Consider the following 15,717-nt stretch of genomic DNA (forward strand, 5'->3'; position numbering starts at 1 on the left):
CATATACGTTATCTTTTTTTACTACCTATTCGTTACACGAACACTAGCTTTTCGGAAGCCATCATAAATGTTTAATGCAGCAGATACTATATAAATAAGAATACCTCCACCAATTAACCACTTTTTAATTTCCTCTGGAGAAGTAGTAAACACATTTGCCATATACGAAATAAATCCTTCGTTAAATAAATGCGGATTTACTACAATTACAATGAATACTATTGTTCCAGCTATTTGGAGTATAGCATTCCCAATTGCCAACTTTTTCGTCCATTGTCCTTGTACTAACTTATAAAGAGATATACCTACTTCAAACACGATCATAATTACAACGATTGGCCAATACTGAAGTAACACATCTTGATTAAAAGTTGGCGCGACAAACTTCAATCCGCTTTCTGTACCATGATATACACCTACAAGATGATTCGCATAAAAGTACAGTGTGGCCCATATTGCAGTCCACATCAAACCTCCAAAAACTTCAAACTTTGAGATTGATTTTTTCTTTGGAATATACGAAGTATTTTTCAGATCATCAGGCGTCCATTTTTTTAAACTTGTCGTCAACGGTTGGGTTCCTTTGTCTTTATCTGTTCTTTCTAAAATTGCAAATACAAGTGTCAACCAGAAAAATACATGGAGGCCTACTTCGACAATTTCCCCAATTCCTTTACCTATCAAATTTAAAATAACATTTAATACCGCTTGCTCACCATTATATCCTACAAAATTTTCTGCAACCATTGCAATGAGTGCGATTACAGCTGCAATTGGTATAATCATTTTTAATAACGTCGTATATACATCAAAATAACGTGGTCCAATTAAATGCATCGGTCTATCCAAATACCCATTAGCCAATGAAACTGGGCTTCCCAATTTTTCAAGGACACTCTTTACATCTTCCTCATTATACTCATCAGGTAACATATCCTCGATAGTTGACCGTAGTTCAAGAATAATATCTTCACGATTTTTTTCAGGTAATCTCTTCGCTACTTCCTCGACATACATATCAATCAAGTTCATTCTTGTCCTCCTCCTTTAATAGGTTATAAAGTTCTTTCGAATCCTTTATCCATTCCTTTTTTAACTGCAAAAATATCTCTAATCCATATTCACTTAAAACGTAATACTTACGAGGTCTACTCTCCGTTTTATCCCAACTACTCGTCACTAGCTCTTGCTTTTCTAATCGGCGAAGTAGTGGATATAAAGTACTTTGATCGATTGTGATCCCTGATTGCTCCAATAATTGGACAAGTGAATACCCATACTGCGGTGTTCTTAACTGGCTTAAAACCGCTAATGTTAATGTACCTCTTCTTAATTCAGTAATTAACGAATTTAATAAAGCATCCATTCACTCACCTCATTTCCATTACTATGTGTCATACAGTATATGTTTTATACTATGTATCGTACAGTATTAGTGTGATAAAAACAATGCGTATTTACAAAAAATAGATAATAAAAAAGCACAAACTATAGAATTTGTGCTTTTTTTGTTAATTTAAACGGCTATTACAATCTTAATTTTGTACCTCTAATAATATAAACTCTCCTTTTTCTTTAGTAAATGGGGTAACATCTACAATTGCCGCAATATGAATTACTCCATATACATGCGGATATTCTTGACCGTTAGAAGCAAGTTCATATTTTATTTCTGCTTTTATTAAGGATGTATCGATTGTCAGTAATAAAACATCTTCTTCATGATTAAAATGTTTTTCAGCAACTTTTAAAGCTTGCTGTAAAAATGAACAATGAATAAATCCCTCTTCTTTAAGTGAAGCTTCATTAATTCCTCCATCAACCTTTGCGATTTCCCAATTTCTTTTTGTTATTACTTTTGTTATCATAGTTACCCTCTCTCCATGTCTTTATATAGAAAAACAAGAGGTTCTTCTTTTTGTTACTAGAAAATCCTCTTGCATGTAATATTTATTTTAATCCGTTAATTAAAGGTGATACTTCTCCGCTATGGAAAATCCATAAATCATGAAGTGACCTTGTACATCCGACATATAGTAACTTCGCATCATGTTTCGTATTTTTATAGTGTTCTTCATCAACATCGATTAATAGAACAGCATCAAATTCTAACCCTTTTGCCAAGTATACAGGTACTACTGAAATACCACCTTCATATTTACTTTGATCTGCTTCAATGACGTTTACAGCTAATCCTGCATTTGTTAATTTCTCATATAAATCGCGGCATTCATCGTCTGTTCTTCCTATTACCGCAATTGTTTTCACATCTTCATTTTGTAGATGTTTTAACGTCTTCATAATCTCATTAAATTGATCTTCTGCATGGATTACTTTAACATCTTCACCGCTACGAAAAACTGGTGTTGCAAGCCCCACTGGAATCTCTGCATTTTTAATTATCTCGTTCGCAAATTCTATAATTTCTTTTGTAGAACGATAACTTCTCGTCAGTTCATAATAACCTGTTTCTTGGAACACTTCCTTAAAAGCACCCCAATCTTCAATCCCTTGATAATCATAAATTGCTTGAGATAAATCACCTAATATAGTGAAAGAATTACCTAGTGTAATTTCTTTTAATACATACACTTGGAATGGTGAGAAATCTTGTGCTTCATCAATAACGACGTGATGGAATTTCTGTCCGATTTCAATACCTGTTATGCGGTGATGTATGTAAATTAAAGCTGGTAAATCTTCTACATACACTTCTTTTTTACGACAACTCTTTTCAGTTTCTTTCACAAGTTCTTCAGGCAATACTTCGAGTATTTCTTTACTTTTCAATATTGAACTATATAGTGAAAGTGGGCTCATTTTCGGCCAAAACTTCATATAAGTGTTCAATCTCTTTGTCGCTTCTTTTTTTAATAATTTCTTCTCGTTTGTTTCTCCATACTTTTTCAGCTCAATTTCAATCCAGCGCTTCATTCGGCCGACTAATCTTTCTCTTCTTTTCTTTAATGGATAATGTTTATATTCCACTTGCATCCATTTTTTTATGTCTTCCACTGGAATAATACCTTTTTCCCATGCCTCAAAATCACTTGTTGGTACTAATTCTTTTTCAAATTGAACCATTCTCTCTTCAATGAACGACTTAAATTCCAGCGTACCTTTCAATTTACCGAGCATAACCTTTCTTTCATCGCGATTAATTGAAAAGGCTTCTTTCAACTTTTCTTCTGTCTGCTTCAGTTTCACCGAATCATCTAACATACGTAATGCCCAATCTGGAAATGTTGTTTGACTAATATTCCCTACACCTAATTCAGGTAGTACACTCGAAATATAGTCTAAAAACAGACTATTCGGAGCGAATACAATCATTCTCTCAGCTTCTAGCTGTTCACGATATTCATAAATTAAAAAAGCAAGGCGATGTAAAGCGATCGTTGTTTTTCCGCTTCCTGCAACCCCTTGAATAAGTAATGGTAAGTTTCTTTCCGCACGAATAATATCATTTTGTTCCGATTGTATCGTTGAAACAATATCTTTCAATTTGTTATCTTTATTCTCACCTAATCGATATAGAAGAAAATCATCGGCATGCGATACATCTTCATTTCCTTTCACGTATGTATCAACAACACGTTCTAGTTCTCTTTTTCGGATAGAAATGTTTCGCTTTAAATACACATCACCTTCTACTAATCCGTCTGGCGATTGATAAAACGCTAATTCGTCACCACCGGTAAACGAATAAAACATACTTGCGACAGGTGCCCGCCAATCTATTACAATTGGTTTCATCGTATCTTTATGTGAAACACCTACTTTACCGATGTAGATCGGCATAACTTCTTCCTTGCCATCCTCTTGAAAGTCTAGTCTCCCAAAGTATGGCTCATGCACTCCAATACGTAAGTTTTGTCTATTAGATTCTCTCATACTTTCTAGAATTTGTTCTTTAAAATCTTCCCCATAATAAACTGGAATTTTTTCAAGTTTTTCTAATTGATCATCCATCGTACATAATGTATCTTTCATTTTTTGTAACTCTTCTTCAAAAATGCTGTTCATTTGATGATTCCCTCCTGTCCGTTCTAATTTTTCAGTCGAGATACAATTGTATTAAAAATCCATTCGTAAAGTCAATAGTTTGTTTTAGAATTTTCCGAAATAAGAAAAAATATACCTTTTTATCTAAAATTTTGAATAATCCTTAAAACAATGTGTTCTCTCTCTTTATTTTCTTCACTTCATAGATTGCTTACAAAATACCTAAATGGCACTGTATATAAAAATAATCATTCTAGTTATCTGAATCATTCCACTGACGACTTATTTCTAGGCCATAATCCATATCGTAAACTTCTTTTATAGCTTTAACTTTTTCAAGACTTGCATCGCTAAACACAGGTTTATTTTCAAAAGAATGTAGAACGATTCTTTCAAGAAGAACGCCTAGCGAAATGTCATGATATTCTGCCATTGCTTTCAAAACCTTTACCATTCTTTTTTCCATCCTAATACCAGTTTGCACACGTTCAACTTTAATTTTTGTATTTTTTTCATTTATTTGTTCATTATTTTGTTTCATAATTCCACACCCTTAACGCAAGTATTACATTGTTACCTTGATAACAATGTATCATTATAACACCGATACTAGTATTGTCAATTGTGACATTTTATTATTGGTTACACATAGTATTCTCGTCCTAATACTATTATCAAGATAATGTAAATTTGTATCCACATAACAATAAAACGCTATCCTTTTTATAGAAATATATATAAAGGATAGCGTTTTTAATATAAATTTATCGATTTTTAATGAACTAGTATTAGTTTCCAAATAAATCACAACCGTATGTGCCGCCTAATAATTTGAAGTGATTAGTTAAAAAGATTTGATCCGTTTTACAAACAAGTAAACCTATGTGTTTGGTTTTGCCAAAACATAGCTCATAGTTCATTCATCCAACCTTTCAGTCGATTAGAAGCTAACAAATATATTTATATGAGTACGGAAGCACTCAACCAACAATGAACACCAAATATTCCCCTCATACACATAAACTTAGCTTAATGTGTATGAGGGATAAGCTCTATCTTTTCTTTAATTTTTTTTTACTTTTATACGATACGATAAGCACTCATGCAAAGAAGCTTGCTCTTTATATAGCGATTTTTCAAAATCATATGCTCCGCCTGAGAAGAACCCTACAATACTTAATCCAGCTTCAGCACATAGATTGCTAATCTCATCTACCGTATAACATCGTAAAGACTGTGTAACTATATCGTTGGGATTATTCGGATGCCACCAATGATCTAACATTCTTTCATTTATACTATCATATTCGTATTTTCGCATAGCTGCACTTAAGGTCATTTCTTGTCCACTTGCTTTTTTCCAATACAATGGTTGATACATATCAATAAGTGCACATCCATCATCCTTCATCCAATTTTTAATGCGTTTTAATAGAATCAATTGTTCATCATCTGTTCCTACACCAAATCCATCTAAATAACTAACAACATCAAACTTTTCTTCAAAATTAATTTTATAAAAATCAGCGCAATGAATATCTATATCATTAGTAGAATGTTTTTTTGCAAACATAACTAACTCTGGTACAAGCTCAACAGTAGTCATTTTTACATCTAACTTAGCCATCGCCCTTGCGAATCCACCATTTCCTGCACCTAGTTCCAACATCGACTGAAATGGATATCCAACTTGTTCTTTAACTTCTTTAGCAACTTGCTCTAACCAGCTTTCTGTATTGATATCGTAATTGGATAGTTTGAATTGTTTTTCGTAAAATTCTCTCACATCTAATTCGTTCATTATTATTCTCCTCCTGCAATAGATTTTTCTTCTACAGGTGAAAAACTAAATCTCTGACACCCATGAAAAAATCCATTCTAATTTACCTATATTTACAATTTATCAAAATAATAAGAATTTTGAAAGTACCAATATAAAAAGCAGATAATGGATGATTCCACTATCTGCTCTTCCGCTACTTTTATTTACCTTTTTGATACATCACCCAATCACCAGAAATGATAACTTTTTTTAGCATCTCTTTATCTTGAGCAACATACACAAATGCACGTATTTCTCTATCACCTAAATAAATCGTTTCGGTGATTCGGTCATATAAATCACTTTCTGCATTACCTGTATATTCTTCAAGTTCATCTAATTTTTGCAGAACAACCTCATTTACTTCATAAACTTCTCCGTATACTTTGTCCTCATTTGAACAAATCATTGCCGGATACCCCTCGTTTGTATCAAATAATTTACCATACGTCCATGCTCCGTCTGCGATGCATATTGCACCTTGCATAAAATGAGCATTCATTTGCTCTTTTCTTAACGTGCCATACACGAAAACGTGATGCATATATCCATATCCCCTTTATATGTCTCTACTTTCTAATTTGTAAATAAGCACGAATCATAAAGTAACTCACTTCATTTGGAAGTTGTTCCTTTATCGATTTCAAACCACCTTCTGCATTTTGCACAGCAGTTTCAATCAGTTGTTCGTATTCTGCAGGAACAAAACTGTTCCAGTCTACTTCCATTCCATCTTCAAAGCAACGAATTAAATGATTTTCAATCGTTTGTCTTGATAAGCCACGTTCTTTCGCAATTTCATCTAGGTCAATAGCTTGTTTATACATTTCATACGTTTCTAAATGAGAATTCGCTGAAGCTTTCCCAGACTTTTTCCGCTCTGTCACTACTTCTGTTTTAATGGTTTCAGCATAGTTTGGATTTTCCTCAATAAAGTGCTGAACTGCTTGTAAGAAGTGCGAACCATACTTCACAAGTTTATGTTCGCCAATCCCTTTTACAGTTAAAAGTTCAGAGTCACTTTGCGGCATTTTCGCACACATGTCTTTCAACGTTTGGTCAGAGAAAATAACGAATGGAGGGACACCTTCTCCTTGCGCAATTTCTTTACGTACTTCACGAAGTACTTCAAATAAAGGATGATCTTGAACAATTTGTCTTGTCTCTACTCGTTCTTTACGTAAAACCTTCTCTTTACCAATTAACACTTCTTTCCCTTTTTCCGTTACTTTTAGTGTCGGATACGTACCGTGTTCAACTGCGATTAACTCATCTGAAATTAAAAACTCAATAAATTCACTGACTTCTTTTAAGCTACGATTTGATAGTAATCCGTATGTTGGTAAAGTATGAAAATTAAATTCAATAACTTTCTTATTTTTCGAACCAGTTAAAACTTGTGCAATCATTTGTTTTCCAAATCGCTGGTTCGTTCGAATCATGCAAGATAGAACCATTTGTGATTCTCTCGTCACATCGATACTTTCGCGGTCGTCCGTACAATTACCGCAACGGCCACAATCTTCTTTCGGCTCTTCTCCAAAGTATTGCAAAATAAATGATTGTAAACATTGTTCTGTATGACAATAGTCAGTCATATTTTGCAGCTTTTCAAGTTCATTTGAAAAACGAGACTCCCCTGTCGATTGATCAATTAAAAAGCGCTGTACTTGCACATCTTGAGAAGAATATAGCAATATACATGCACTATCTAATCCATCACGTCCGGCACGTCCTGCTTCTTGGTAATAACTTTCCATATTTTTTGGCAGTTGATAATGGATAACGTATCGGATATTCGATTTATCAATCCCCATCCCGAATGCAGATGTCGCTACCATTACACTCACTTCATCACGTAAAAAGAGTTCTTGCTGCTCATTTCGATCGTTATCACTCATACCAGCATGGTATTTTGAAACAGAAACTCCCGCTTTTATTAAATCTTCATACAACTGATCAACTACTTTTCTTGTAGCTGCATATATAATCCCAGATTCCTTTTGATTTTGACGAATATAATCCGCTAAATATACATTACGATCTTGTCCTTTAATAACAGAAAATGATAAGTTCTCACGCTCAAACGTTGTCATAATCGTATTTTCTTGATTAATTCCAAGCGTGTTGCAAATATCTTCACGAACTTGTGGTGTTGCCGTAGCAGTTAACGCTAATACGAGCGGCTTTTCTGGAAGATAATCTAATATGCGATGTATATGTAAATAACTTGGACGGAAATCATGTCCCCACTGCGAAATACAGTGTGCCTCATCAATTGCAATCATCGGGATTTTCATATCGATAAGTTGATCAACAAACTCCATTGAATCAAGTCGCTCCGGCGCCACATAAAGTAACTTATAGTGTCCTTGTTTCGCTAATTGAATTCGTTGATTCGCTTCTGTAATAGAAATAGAACTATTAATATAAGTAGCTGAAATACCGTTTTGTACTAATGTATCTACTTGGTCTTTCATAAGTGAAATCAAAGGTGAAATAACTAACGTCGTTCCTTCGAATACTAATGCGGGAATTTGATAACAAATTGACTTACCACCGCCCGTAGGCATAATACACACTGTATCTTTCCCATCTAATACATTTTTAATTGTTTCATCTTGTCCTCTTCGGAATGACGAATAACCGAAATAAGACGCTAAAAGTTCTTGTGCTTTTGTAAACAAAAAAGAGTCACCTGCTTTTCTATATCTTTCATCTATTCCTATTATATCATCACTTAAGCGTCTTGAAAGTGATGAATACATGACTAACAGCTTGCTTTTTCATTATTTTATGCTTCTCTACGTTTTAAAGGTTGTTTAGCAATAGTGTTTTAATGGCTATTTATGTTGATAAATTTTAAAACATAAATAAAGCACATATAAAATAAATATACATTTTATTACTCTTCCTTGAATACTACTAATCTTATACATATGAATTCAGGAGGTTACTATATGAAGCAGCAAAATATTAGTTCCATCAAGCAGAAAATACTACCGAACCAACTCCAATTCTCAAATAATGATGCGTGGAAATATGAATCGTATTATAAATGCCAGCCATTATTTTCTTATAGAAAACTTTTTCATTTTCTTTCTCAACTTTTTAAACGTTAATACGTGTGCGAAATGTATCATTCATAATAAATTTCTCAATATATACCTTATAGACTTACTATACTACAGCTGTTATCATATGAAATATTCTGCTTTTATAAACCCCTTTAGTTGACCTGTTTATAAAAGCAAGTCTTTTTTGATTATTATATAATTCAGTGCACTTATATATATGTTTGCATATTTTTTCTCCATTTTATAACCATACTCGACTCACAACAAATGATGATAATAACAAGAAATGAAATATAAGTTCTTAACATTTATTAAAGTAATTCTTTTTTTCTCAATACACAAAACGATTTTCACTTGTTACTATAAAGGTACTCCAGATGAGTTTTTGCTCATCAACATTATCTAGTTAATGGGATCTGCCGCGGGAAGCAGATCCCATTGACTTTATTAAAGGTCTACTTTCATTTGGACACATTTACCAGGTTTTTTTAATAGCATTTTATGATAACATTACGTAGTCGAGTCCGACATCTCGGCAATACCCTTTCGAGGCTCTGCAACTTCCCTTGCAGAGCCTCGTTTACTTTATATTCATTTTATTTATATATACCACAATAAAATTCTTCATCATTTTCCATATCAATTTCTGAAATTAATCTAGGACACGTAACTAAAAATAATTTTCCATCATACTTTGAGTTATACATGTTCAAAGGAGTGTTACCGTTTATGTATACTTATTGGCAATCGTATTACTCCCCCTATCATAACCCTTATGTACACTTTGATGCATCTGTACGTTATTACCGAATTAGTAAAAACGAGAACTTTTTAAAAGGTTATATGCGTTCTTTATGGGAACAACATGTCGCTTGGACGAGATTAGCTATTATAAGCATTGTCTTTAATTTACCAGACGTTAACGTTACAGTTGGGCGTCTTCTTCAAAATGCAACACATATGGGACTATCACTCGAACCATTCTATGGTGAGGATGCTGTAAAAAAATATAGTGCATTAATTAAAGACCACTTAGTCATTGCAGCGGATCTTGTTAAAGCCGCAAAAGCTGGTGATCAAAATGCAGCTGCCGCTATAGAGAAAAAATGGTACGCTAACGGTGATGAAATTGTAGCATTTCTTACTAGCATCAACCCATATATAGAAAAAGAAGAATTTAGAAAAATGTTTTATGAACATTTAGCATTAACAAAAGCAGAAGCACTTGCCTTTTTAAATAAAGATTATGAAGCAGGAGTAAAATTGTACGATAAAATTGAAAAAGAAGCATTAGAAATGGCCGATATGATAACAAACGCAATCGTAAAACAATTCCCGCAAGTTTTTCAATAACAATAAGCCGATTTGAAAAAACAAATCGGCTTATTAAGCTTTCTATCAATGATATTTCACGCCCCCTCTTTACATTTAACGTATATCGATATATTTTATTAATATCCGTTTTTTATAGGAGGAAATAGTTTGATTAACGCCATTGGTCTCGTATTTATCCTTACAAATAAGCACGAGAAAAAGAAGAAGGTATATCTGAATGAAAAATTTGCATTAATAGACATTATTGATTCTAAGGAAGTAATTGATGATGAAGGAAACTCATTAGTAGAACTAACATGTAAATATAGTATATATTTAGATGAAAAATACTACTGTAAATCTCTTGATGATTATACTGGACAAGTATTCCCATTCTTAAGCGCTAAAATAGGAAAAGGACTTCTCAGAAACTTGAATTACTACTTCTCTTACGTAGATGCCTATGATAAAAAACCACCCGTTAAAGAAATTAGACCACTTATGAAACAAGTAACGAACAGATAGTGAAAAATACGCAAAAAGAAAGCATCTAACTTCAGATGCTTTCTTTTTTGAATCAAGGAGTCGTTAAGTTCTATCTTTCTTCTAAAAATATGTATCTAGGCATAACTTAAATTAAAAACAATGGAGGATTAAATTGAATGAAATACTCAGAAACAATTGTTAGTAAACGACTTCGAACACTTAAAATATGTAGTATGTTTATCATGCTAGTTTTAATTGCATGGCTTGGATATACAAAATTACTTTACGAGAATGGATTTCTTCAAGAAAAGAAAAATTCAGTTGAAGTAATGAATACTAGTATTACAGGTGAAATTGAACAGAATTTCCATGTAAACTTACAAGGTTATCGTAAAACAGACATTGATACTATTATAGATACAAGTAAAACCGATCCGAGCGAACTATCATTAATCGAGCTAATTAATACATCTTGTTCACGAGATTGCATAGGTGAACCATTGACATATGTGAACGCAAACAATGGATATATTTTTTATAAGGAGTCTACTGGAACTTATGTAGCTATAAAAATTAAAAAGCGAGATTCTTGGAAAATTGAAAGAAAATTAGTTCAGGATGGAATGTAAAAGGCTCATATAAAAAAGAGTACTTACTTTTAAGTACTCTTTCAAAAAAATTACCACTTCCGGCATTTATCGTCATCATTGTCACGTTTATGATTGCAACGGCAATCATCACAATCACAATGACGTTTTCGTTTACAACCACAATCATCACAATCTCTACGTCTGCATCTTCCAAACATTAGATCATCCCAAAATCTATTACAATCCCGGAACTGTCTACAACGACAATTGTTTCCCATGAATATGACTCTCCCTTCAATAGTATTCATCATATTCTATGTTTAAAAGTATAAAAAGGCTTGTTTACTTGTCTATATTCTACGTATTATAAGTAGTATTTTAGTATCCTTAATAATTCTTCCTTACATATTCAACCGATATACAACATAGAAAAAAGCCCAATATTTGGGCTTTACATTCCTGTATATTTTCTTTCTTCTCTCTCACAATAGTATGTAACTGCTATGTTCACTAAAAATGCAACAAAAGCAAGGGTGCTCGTTGTTAAGAATATGTATTCTAATATTGATAAATTATTAAAATCAATAAATAATAACACTAGACCAATACAAACAAAACTAGATACATTACTTTTGAAAACCTTCTTCACTCTTAATCGCCTCCATCTTCATACCTTAATTATACATTCGTTACCTATATGCAAAGCTGGCTATAATAAATTCCCTATAATTCCTTCCCTTCTCCCACAGCCCCTTTCAATCTCTGCAACATATACCCAATTCCTTTACACCCAGCTAATGGGTACGTAATGATTTCTTCTGGATATAATTGTGTCACTACTTTCTTATGCTTCTTGCCTGCAAGTAAAACAATTTCATCAAACTGAAGCAAATCTTTTTCAATCAATTGTTGTTTTAATTGTTCCATACTAATAATTTCATCGCTCTTTGAATCAAAGGCAAGATCATAGTTTTCTAGTACAATATCATTTGGTCTTAAAAATCCATGCTTCGCTGATAATATAACCCAATTCTCGAAAAACATAGTTGCATACGCCTGACATGCTCTTCCGAACGGGCTAATGTATACATCTTTCGCCTCCATCGGTCCGTAATCCGGATACTTATCCCAAATCTTCTTTTTTCCACATGGAATTATGCATAACCTTTTCATTTATATTTCTTACCTCACTTCTAACTTTTTAAATATAAAAATATAGAACCCTCTACTTCTTCATACTCAGCTTCTATATCTCCAATTCCCACTACGTTCCAACCATTATTTGTTTCTATCGGCTTTTCATTCATTATAATATGGACTTGTGTTATATTTTTAAAATCTTCTTCAAAAGATGATAAAACAGGCTGATTTATCATATATGTTTTATTACGTATACTTACACTTAAAAAAGTCTTATGTAATGCTTTATTTCCGTTTAAATTTACATTCATGGGATTAAACGAATTTAATTTTATATTGCCTATAATATATAGATGATACCCTTTCCACTCATAAAAGTGGTTGAAATCCTTGTTTTTTTCGTTTTGTACAAAATGAAAGATTTGCTTCGTTTCTTTACTTATTGCAATTTCATTATTTAAACTTAAATCCACATTTACATTTTGTTTTAAAAAAACATATAACGATTTATCACCATTAAAGAAGCTTGTTTTCCATTCAGGGAGGATTTCATCTAATAATAAGCATAAAAGCATTCCTGAGCTATAGCAGCTCTTCCTAATGTTATAATTAGCTTCATATGCATCTAAAATAAGTCCGCTATATTTTCGTAATGTTTTACTTTCATCATTTTTACATACTGCAATATAAGCATTCATTTCAACATACCAAGCAGGTCCCTCTATACTTTCAACCATACATTCATAAGTTATAAACTCTTCTTTTATAAAACGAGCTCTTTGCTCCCTTAGTTCAATAAATTGTTTAATATAATTATTTCTCTCAGCTTGTGAATTACAATGAACAGCATCATATAAACAAATTCGCTCTCTATTTCGTAATTCTATATTTTCTTCTGTTATAGGATATTGAAATCCTAAAGACTCATTTGGAAATCTTCTTTCTTTATTTAAATATTGATAGCAATGATAAAGTTCATGCACCACAATCGCAAGTAAACTTTCATAGTCTTTATACCTATCCATATTCACGATTGCAGTTGGATAATCTTTGAATAAAATACATGTATCACCTTTAAATTGTTCATCCCACTTTAATACGGTATACTCATCTTTCAAAAATAGAGGATGATGAAATACATACACATGCTCATCATTATATAATGCAAATGCAGTCCCCATAAAACCAGGCCATAGTTCATACAATAAATCCATATGTATATCTTGCTTTATTTTATTTAATACATTGTCCATTATATCCCCACCTATATCATTCTACATATATCACTTCTACTCCATTTAAAAATAACCCTTTTATTTAAATAATTGTAAAAAACATATCCCTTATCCCAAAGTATAATGTATTATATAAATATATGTGTATTGATGTTATTAAAAGGAGGTGAACATATGAAGAATCTTCTCCCTGCACTAGTGCTCTATATTATTGTTTGCATAATCGCTATGCTTGCTCCAGCGTCTCAAGGCTATAATCATGTTGGCTGGACGTTGTTTGTTGCACAAGCATATGCCATACCTATCTTCCTAATTACAGCTATTATTACATTTTATATAAACAAGAAAAAATCTACGAATAAACAGTTATAAGGATAGCTAATGCTATCCTTTATTTTAATTCATTAATCAGATCAAAAATTACACTTGCAGTATTTTCTATCCTTTCTTCCGAAAAATCAAACGTGACACCTGTTTTTTCATATATTACTTGTATAGGTAAATTCCAATCTGCACTCGCACCTTCTTTAAAGAAAACAATCGCTTTTTCTGGATTTTCCTGATAAATTTGAAACACTTGCATTGCTCCTATTTGTGCAATTGCGTATTCAATTTGATAAAAAGGAAACTGAACATAGTGAAATGACTCTAACCAGCTTACACCGATTTCATTCTCTAATCCCGTAATATCGACTGATGAATATTGATACCTTTTGCATATTTCAGCGTATTTCTTATCACGTTCTTCTGGTGTATGGTTTGGATTCGTATAGAGCCAGTGCTGGAATACATCTCCTGCAACTGACGACATTAACAAAGACAAAGCGCGATATAATTGTACTCGCTGCACTTCTTTATATTCATCCTCGTGCTTATAAAAGATATTCAGCTTATCCATTACTAGCAACTCAAGACTGAGGGAATAAAGCTCAGCCACTTCTTCACGAAGATATCTTTCCTGCATGCTACTATCATTGTTAAATTGTTTATAAAAATGAAATGCATGTCCCACTTCATGTATGAGTGCATTAATTGCATAAAATGATGGACTGAAATTAGAATACACAAAAACCTCTTTACTATGAGGCAAGGTAAAACAAGCAGCTCCTGGTGCTTTATTTTCACGTTCTTCTACGTCAATGAATTCCGCTTTCCTTAAATGTATAAATTTCTCATGAAAATATAAATCTGTCTTCCGAAACATTTCTTCCACCCCATCCAATAAATCAATGACATTTTGAAACGGGGCTTTTGGTAAATTACATGGAGTAAGGTCCCAAGGGCGATACGTTTTTACACCGAGATTCTTTTTAGAAAGACTTCCTAACTGTTTCCAAATCGGTACAACATACTTTTCTATAGATTCATGAAGCTTATAACACTCTTCAATATTGTAATCTCTGTTTTTTTGTTTAAAAGCATATTCACTATAATTATGAAATCCTGCATGTAATGCGATCTCATTCCGCAATTGTACGAGTTCATTCATAATACAATCTATTTTTATTTTCACTACACTTCTTGCTTCACATAAAGCATACCAAGCTTTTTTGCGAATAGCTCTATTAGGGTTATCTAGCTTTGCTTTTACGTATGCATATGTCTTTTGCTCTCCTTCCCAATTAATAGATATGTTTGACATTATTTCTCTATATTTCGTAATAAGCTCTTGCTCTTTAACGGAAAGAGTAATGTTCTTTTCATTAAACATTTTACTCTTCACAAATCTTACTTTTTTCATAAATCCATATTTCTGCTCATCTAATAAGTCTGAAAACGGACACTCTCTAAATTTCTGGTCAAATTTTGCATTGTATCTTTTTAAAAGTGGTTGAATTGTATTTTGATTATACATATGTAAATCACGTATATTTCTGTCATTTGTATCTCTATACATGGCGATTAAACTACTGGTTATCTCCTCTTCTACTTCAGCGTTTACACGCAATTCCTCCAAAAGCCAACGCTCTAACTCTGAAACAGAAGTAATATTTCGCTCTAAAAGTGACTGTAATTTACTTTCCAAATCATTAAACATACACAATCCT

18 protein-coding genes are annotated in these 15,717 nt (G+C 32.6%); 5 read left to right on the plus strand and 13 right to left on the minus strand.

Going from position 1 to position 15,717, the window contains the following annotated elements; all coding sequences use genetic code 11:
* Window positions 1-21 precede the first annotated feature (21 nt).
* From KZZ19_RS13605 to recQ, 8 genes are all read right to left on the minus strand, one after another.
* The gene (locus KZZ19_RS13605; protein ID WP_098342060.1) at window positions 22-1,032 is read right to left on the minus strand and encodes an HAAS signaling domain-containing protein; all 1,011 of its coding nucleotides are present in this window, start codon (window positions 1,030-1,032) and stop codon (window positions 22-24) included.
* Window positions 1,019-1,366 (minus strand): PadR family transcriptional regulator, encoded by a 348-nt coding sequence (locus KZZ19_RS13610; protein WP_060486712.1) that lies wholly within the window; start codon window positions 1,364-1,366, stop codon window positions 1,019-1,021. The genes KZZ19_RS13605 and KZZ19_RS13610 overlap by 14 nt, the downstream gene beginning before the upstream one ends.
* Before the next feature lie 169 nt (window positions 1,367-1,535).
* Window positions 1,536-1,868 carry a DUF952 domain-containing protein gene (locus tag KZZ19_RS13615; RefSeq protein ID WP_237980297.1) on the minus strand — a complete coding sequence of 111 codons (333 nt, stop codon included), beginning with the start codon at window positions 1,866-1,868 and terminating at the stop codon, window positions 1,536-1,538.
* A gap of 82 nt (window positions 1,869-1,950) precedes the next feature.
* The gene (locus tag KZZ19_RS13620) at window positions 1,951-4,026 is read right to left on the minus strand and encodes a HelD family protein (protein WP_237980295.1); all 2,076 of its coding nucleotides are present in this window, start codon (window positions 4,024-4,026) and stop codon (window positions 1,951-1,953) included.
* Between the two features lie 232 nt (window positions 4,027-4,258).
* Window positions 4,259-4,546 carry a hypothetical protein gene (locus KZZ19_RS13625; RefSeq protein WP_070143359.1) on the minus strand — a complete coding sequence of 96 codons (288 nt, stop codon included), beginning with the start codon at window positions 4,544-4,546 and terminating at the stop codon, window positions 4,259-4,261.
* A gap of 522 nt (window positions 4,547-5,068) precedes the next feature.
* Window positions 5,069-5,806: a class I SAM-dependent methyltransferase gene (locus KZZ19_RS13630; protein ID WP_237980293.1), complete on the minus strand. Its 738-nt coding sequence runs from the start codon at window positions 5,804-5,806 to the stop codon at window positions 5,069-5,071.
* Window positions 5,807-5,987: 181 nt separating this feature from the next.
* Window positions 5,988-6,371 (minus strand): gamma-glutamylcyclotransferase family protein, encoded by a 384-nt coding sequence (locus KZZ19_RS13635; protein ID WP_237980291.1) that lies wholly within the window; start codon window positions 6,369-6,371, stop codon window positions 5,988-5,990.
* A 25-nt stretch (window positions 6,372-6,396) separates the two neighbouring features.
* On the minus strand, window positions 6,397-8,514 hold the full coding sequence (recQ, locus tag KZZ19_RS13640) for a DNA helicase RecQ (protein ID WP_237980290.1): 2,118 nt from the start codon (window positions 8,512-8,514) through the stop codon (window positions 6,397-6,399).
* A gap of 273 nt (window positions 8,515-8,787) precedes the next feature.
* Between recQ and KZZ19_RS13645 the strand changes: the two genes are divergently transcribed.
* The 4 genes from KZZ19_RS13645 to KZZ19_RS13660 all read left to right on the plus strand — a co-directional run bounded on the left by KZZ19_RS13645 (window position 8,788) and on the right by KZZ19_RS13660 (window position 11,333).
* Window positions 8,788-8,949, plus strand: a complete 162-nt coding sequence (locus tag KZZ19_RS13645; protein WP_237980288.1) for a hypothetical protein — start codon at window positions 8,788-8,790, stop codon at window positions 8,947-8,949.
* Window positions 8,950-9,633: 684 nt separating this feature from the next.
* Window positions 9,634-10,257: an acetylglutamate kinase gene (locus KZZ19_RS13650; RefSeq protein ID WP_237980286.1), complete on the plus strand. Its 624-nt coding sequence runs from the start codon at window positions 9,634-9,636 to the stop codon at window positions 10,255-10,257.
* A gap of 129 nt (window positions 10,258-10,386) precedes the next feature.
* Window positions 10,387-10,743 carry a hypothetical protein gene (locus KZZ19_RS13655; RefSeq protein WP_000606238.1) on the plus strand — a complete coding sequence of 119 codons (357 nt, stop codon included), beginning with the start codon at window positions 10,387-10,389 and terminating at the stop codon, window positions 10,741-10,743.
* Between the two features lie 137 nt (window positions 10,744-10,880).
* On the plus strand, window positions 10,881-11,333 hold the full coding sequence (locus tag KZZ19_RS13660; protein WP_237980284.1) for a hypothetical protein: 453 nt from the start codon (window positions 10,881-10,883) through the stop codon (window positions 11,331-11,333).
* 50 nt (window positions 11,334-11,383) lie between these two features.
* Here the strand turns inward: KZZ19_RS13660 and KZZ19_RS13665 are convergent, their stop codons facing one another.
* From KZZ19_RS13665 to KZZ19_RS13680, 4 genes are all read right to left on the minus strand, one after another.
* A complete protein-coding gene (locus KZZ19_RS13665; protein WP_237980282.1) occupies window positions 11,384-11,572 on the minus strand; it encodes a hypothetical protein in 189 nt (62 codons plus the stop codon).
* A 173-nt stretch (window positions 11,573-11,745) separates the two neighbouring features.
* The gene (locus KZZ19_RS13670; protein WP_237980280.1) at window positions 11,746-11,943 is read right to left on the minus strand and encodes a hypothetical protein; all 198 of its coding nucleotides are present in this window, start codon (window positions 11,941-11,943) and stop codon (window positions 11,746-11,748) included.
* A 74-nt stretch (window positions 11,944-12,017) separates the two neighbouring features.
* Window positions 12,018-12,467, minus strand: a complete 450-nt coding sequence (locus tag KZZ19_RS13675; protein WP_088096647.1) for a DUF6884 domain-containing protein — start codon at window positions 12,465-12,467, stop codon at window positions 12,018-12,020.
* Between the two features lie 20 nt (window positions 12,468-12,487).
* Window positions 12,488-13,687: a peptide ABC transporter permease gene (locus KZZ19_RS13680; protein ID WP_237980278.1), complete on the minus strand. Its 1,200-nt coding sequence runs from the start codon at window positions 13,685-13,687 to the stop codon at window positions 12,488-12,490.
* Window positions 13,688-13,843: 156 nt separating this feature from the next.
* On the opposite strand from KZZ19_RS13680, the gene KZZ19_RS13685 reads away from it, so the two are divergent.
* Complete coding sequence (locus KZZ19_RS13685) at window positions 13,844-14,041, plus strand: DUF4017 family protein (RefSeq protein ID WP_088096649.1); 198 nt, start codon at window positions 13,844-13,846, stop codon at window positions 14,039-14,041.
* A 19-nt stretch (window positions 14,042-14,060) separates the two neighbouring features.
* Here the strand turns inward: KZZ19_RS13685 and KZZ19_RS13690 are convergent, their stop codons facing one another.
* Window positions 14,061-15,707: a M3 family oligoendopeptidase gene (locus KZZ19_RS13690; RefSeq protein ID WP_237980276.1), complete on the minus strand. Its 1,647-nt coding sequence runs from the start codon at window positions 15,705-15,707 to the stop codon at window positions 14,061-14,063.
* Between the last annotated feature and the right edge of the window lie 10 nt (window positions 15,708-15,717).

It is taken from the genome of Bacillus thuringiensis, from assembly GCF_022095615.2.
In the GTDB taxonomy this organism is placed as follows: domain Bacteria; phylum Bacillota; class Bacilli; order Bacillales; family Bacillaceae_G; genus Bacillus_A; species Bacillus_A cereus_AG.

What these genes read in the sequence shown, in the direction of transcription:
- KZZ19_RS13660 (WP_237980284.1), top strand. Translation starts at nt 10,881, where the DNA reads ATGAAATACTCAGAAACAATTGTTAGTAAACGACTTCGAACACTTAAA.
- KZZ19_RS13665 (WP_237980282.1), bottom strand. Translation starts at nt 11,572, where the DNA reads ATGGGAAACAATTGTCGTTGTAGACAGTTCCGGGATTGTAATAGATTT.
- KZZ19_RS13685 (WP_088096649.1), top strand. Translation starts at nt 13,844, where the DNA reads ATGAAGAATCTTCTCCCTGCACTAGTGCTCTATATTATTGTTTGCATA.
- KZZ19_RS13650 (WP_237980286.1), top strand. Translation starts at nt 9,634, where the DNA reads ATGTATACTTATTGGCAATCGTATTACTCCCCCTATCATAACCCTTAT.
- KZZ19_RS13610 (WP_060486712.1), bottom strand. Translation starts at nt 1,366, where the DNA reads ATGGATGCTTTATTAAATTCGTTAATTACTGAATTAAGAAGAGGTACA.
- KZZ19_RS13675 (WP_088096647.1), bottom strand. Translation starts at nt 12,467, where the DNA reads ATGAAAAGGTTATGCATAATTCCATGTGGAAAAAAGAAGATTTGGGAT.
- KZZ19_RS13690 (WP_237980276.1), bottom strand. Translation starts at nt 15,707, where the DNA reads ATGTTTAATGATTTGGAAAGTAAATTACAGTCACTTTTAGAGCGAAAT.
- KZZ19_RS13605 (WP_098342060.1), bottom strand. Translation starts at nt 1,032, where the DNA reads ATGAACTTGATTGATATGTATGTCGAGGAAGTAGCGAAGAGATTACCT.
- KZZ19_RS13615 (WP_237980297.1), bottom strand. Translation starts at nt 1,868, where the DNA reads ATGATAACAAAAGTAATAACAAAAAGAAATTGGGAAATCGCAAAGGTT.
- KZZ19_RS13680 (WP_237980278.1), bottom strand. Translation starts at nt 13,687, where the DNA reads ATGGACAATGTATTAAATAAAATAAAGCAAGATATACATATGGATTTA.
- KZZ19_RS13620 (WP_237980295.1), bottom strand. Translation starts at nt 4,026, where the DNA reads ATGAACAGCATTTTTGAAGAAGAGTTACAAAAAATGAAAGATACATTA.
- KZZ19_RS13645 (WP_237980288.1), top strand. Translation starts at nt 8,788, where the DNA reads ATGAAGCAGCAAAATATTAGTTCCATCAAGCAGAAAATACTACCGAAC.
- KZZ19_RS13635 (WP_237980291.1), bottom strand. Translation starts at nt 6,371, where the DNA reads ATGCATCACGTTTTCGTGTATGGCACGTTAAGAAAAGAGCAAATGAAT.
- KZZ19_RS13625 (WP_070143359.1), bottom strand. Translation starts at nt 4,546, where the DNA reads ATGAAACAAAATAATGAACAAATAAATGAAAAAAATACAAAAATTAAA.
- KZZ19_RS13630 (WP_237980293.1), bottom strand. Translation starts at nt 5,806, where the DNA reads ATGAACGAATTAGATGTGAGAGAATTTTACGAAAAACAATTCAAACTA.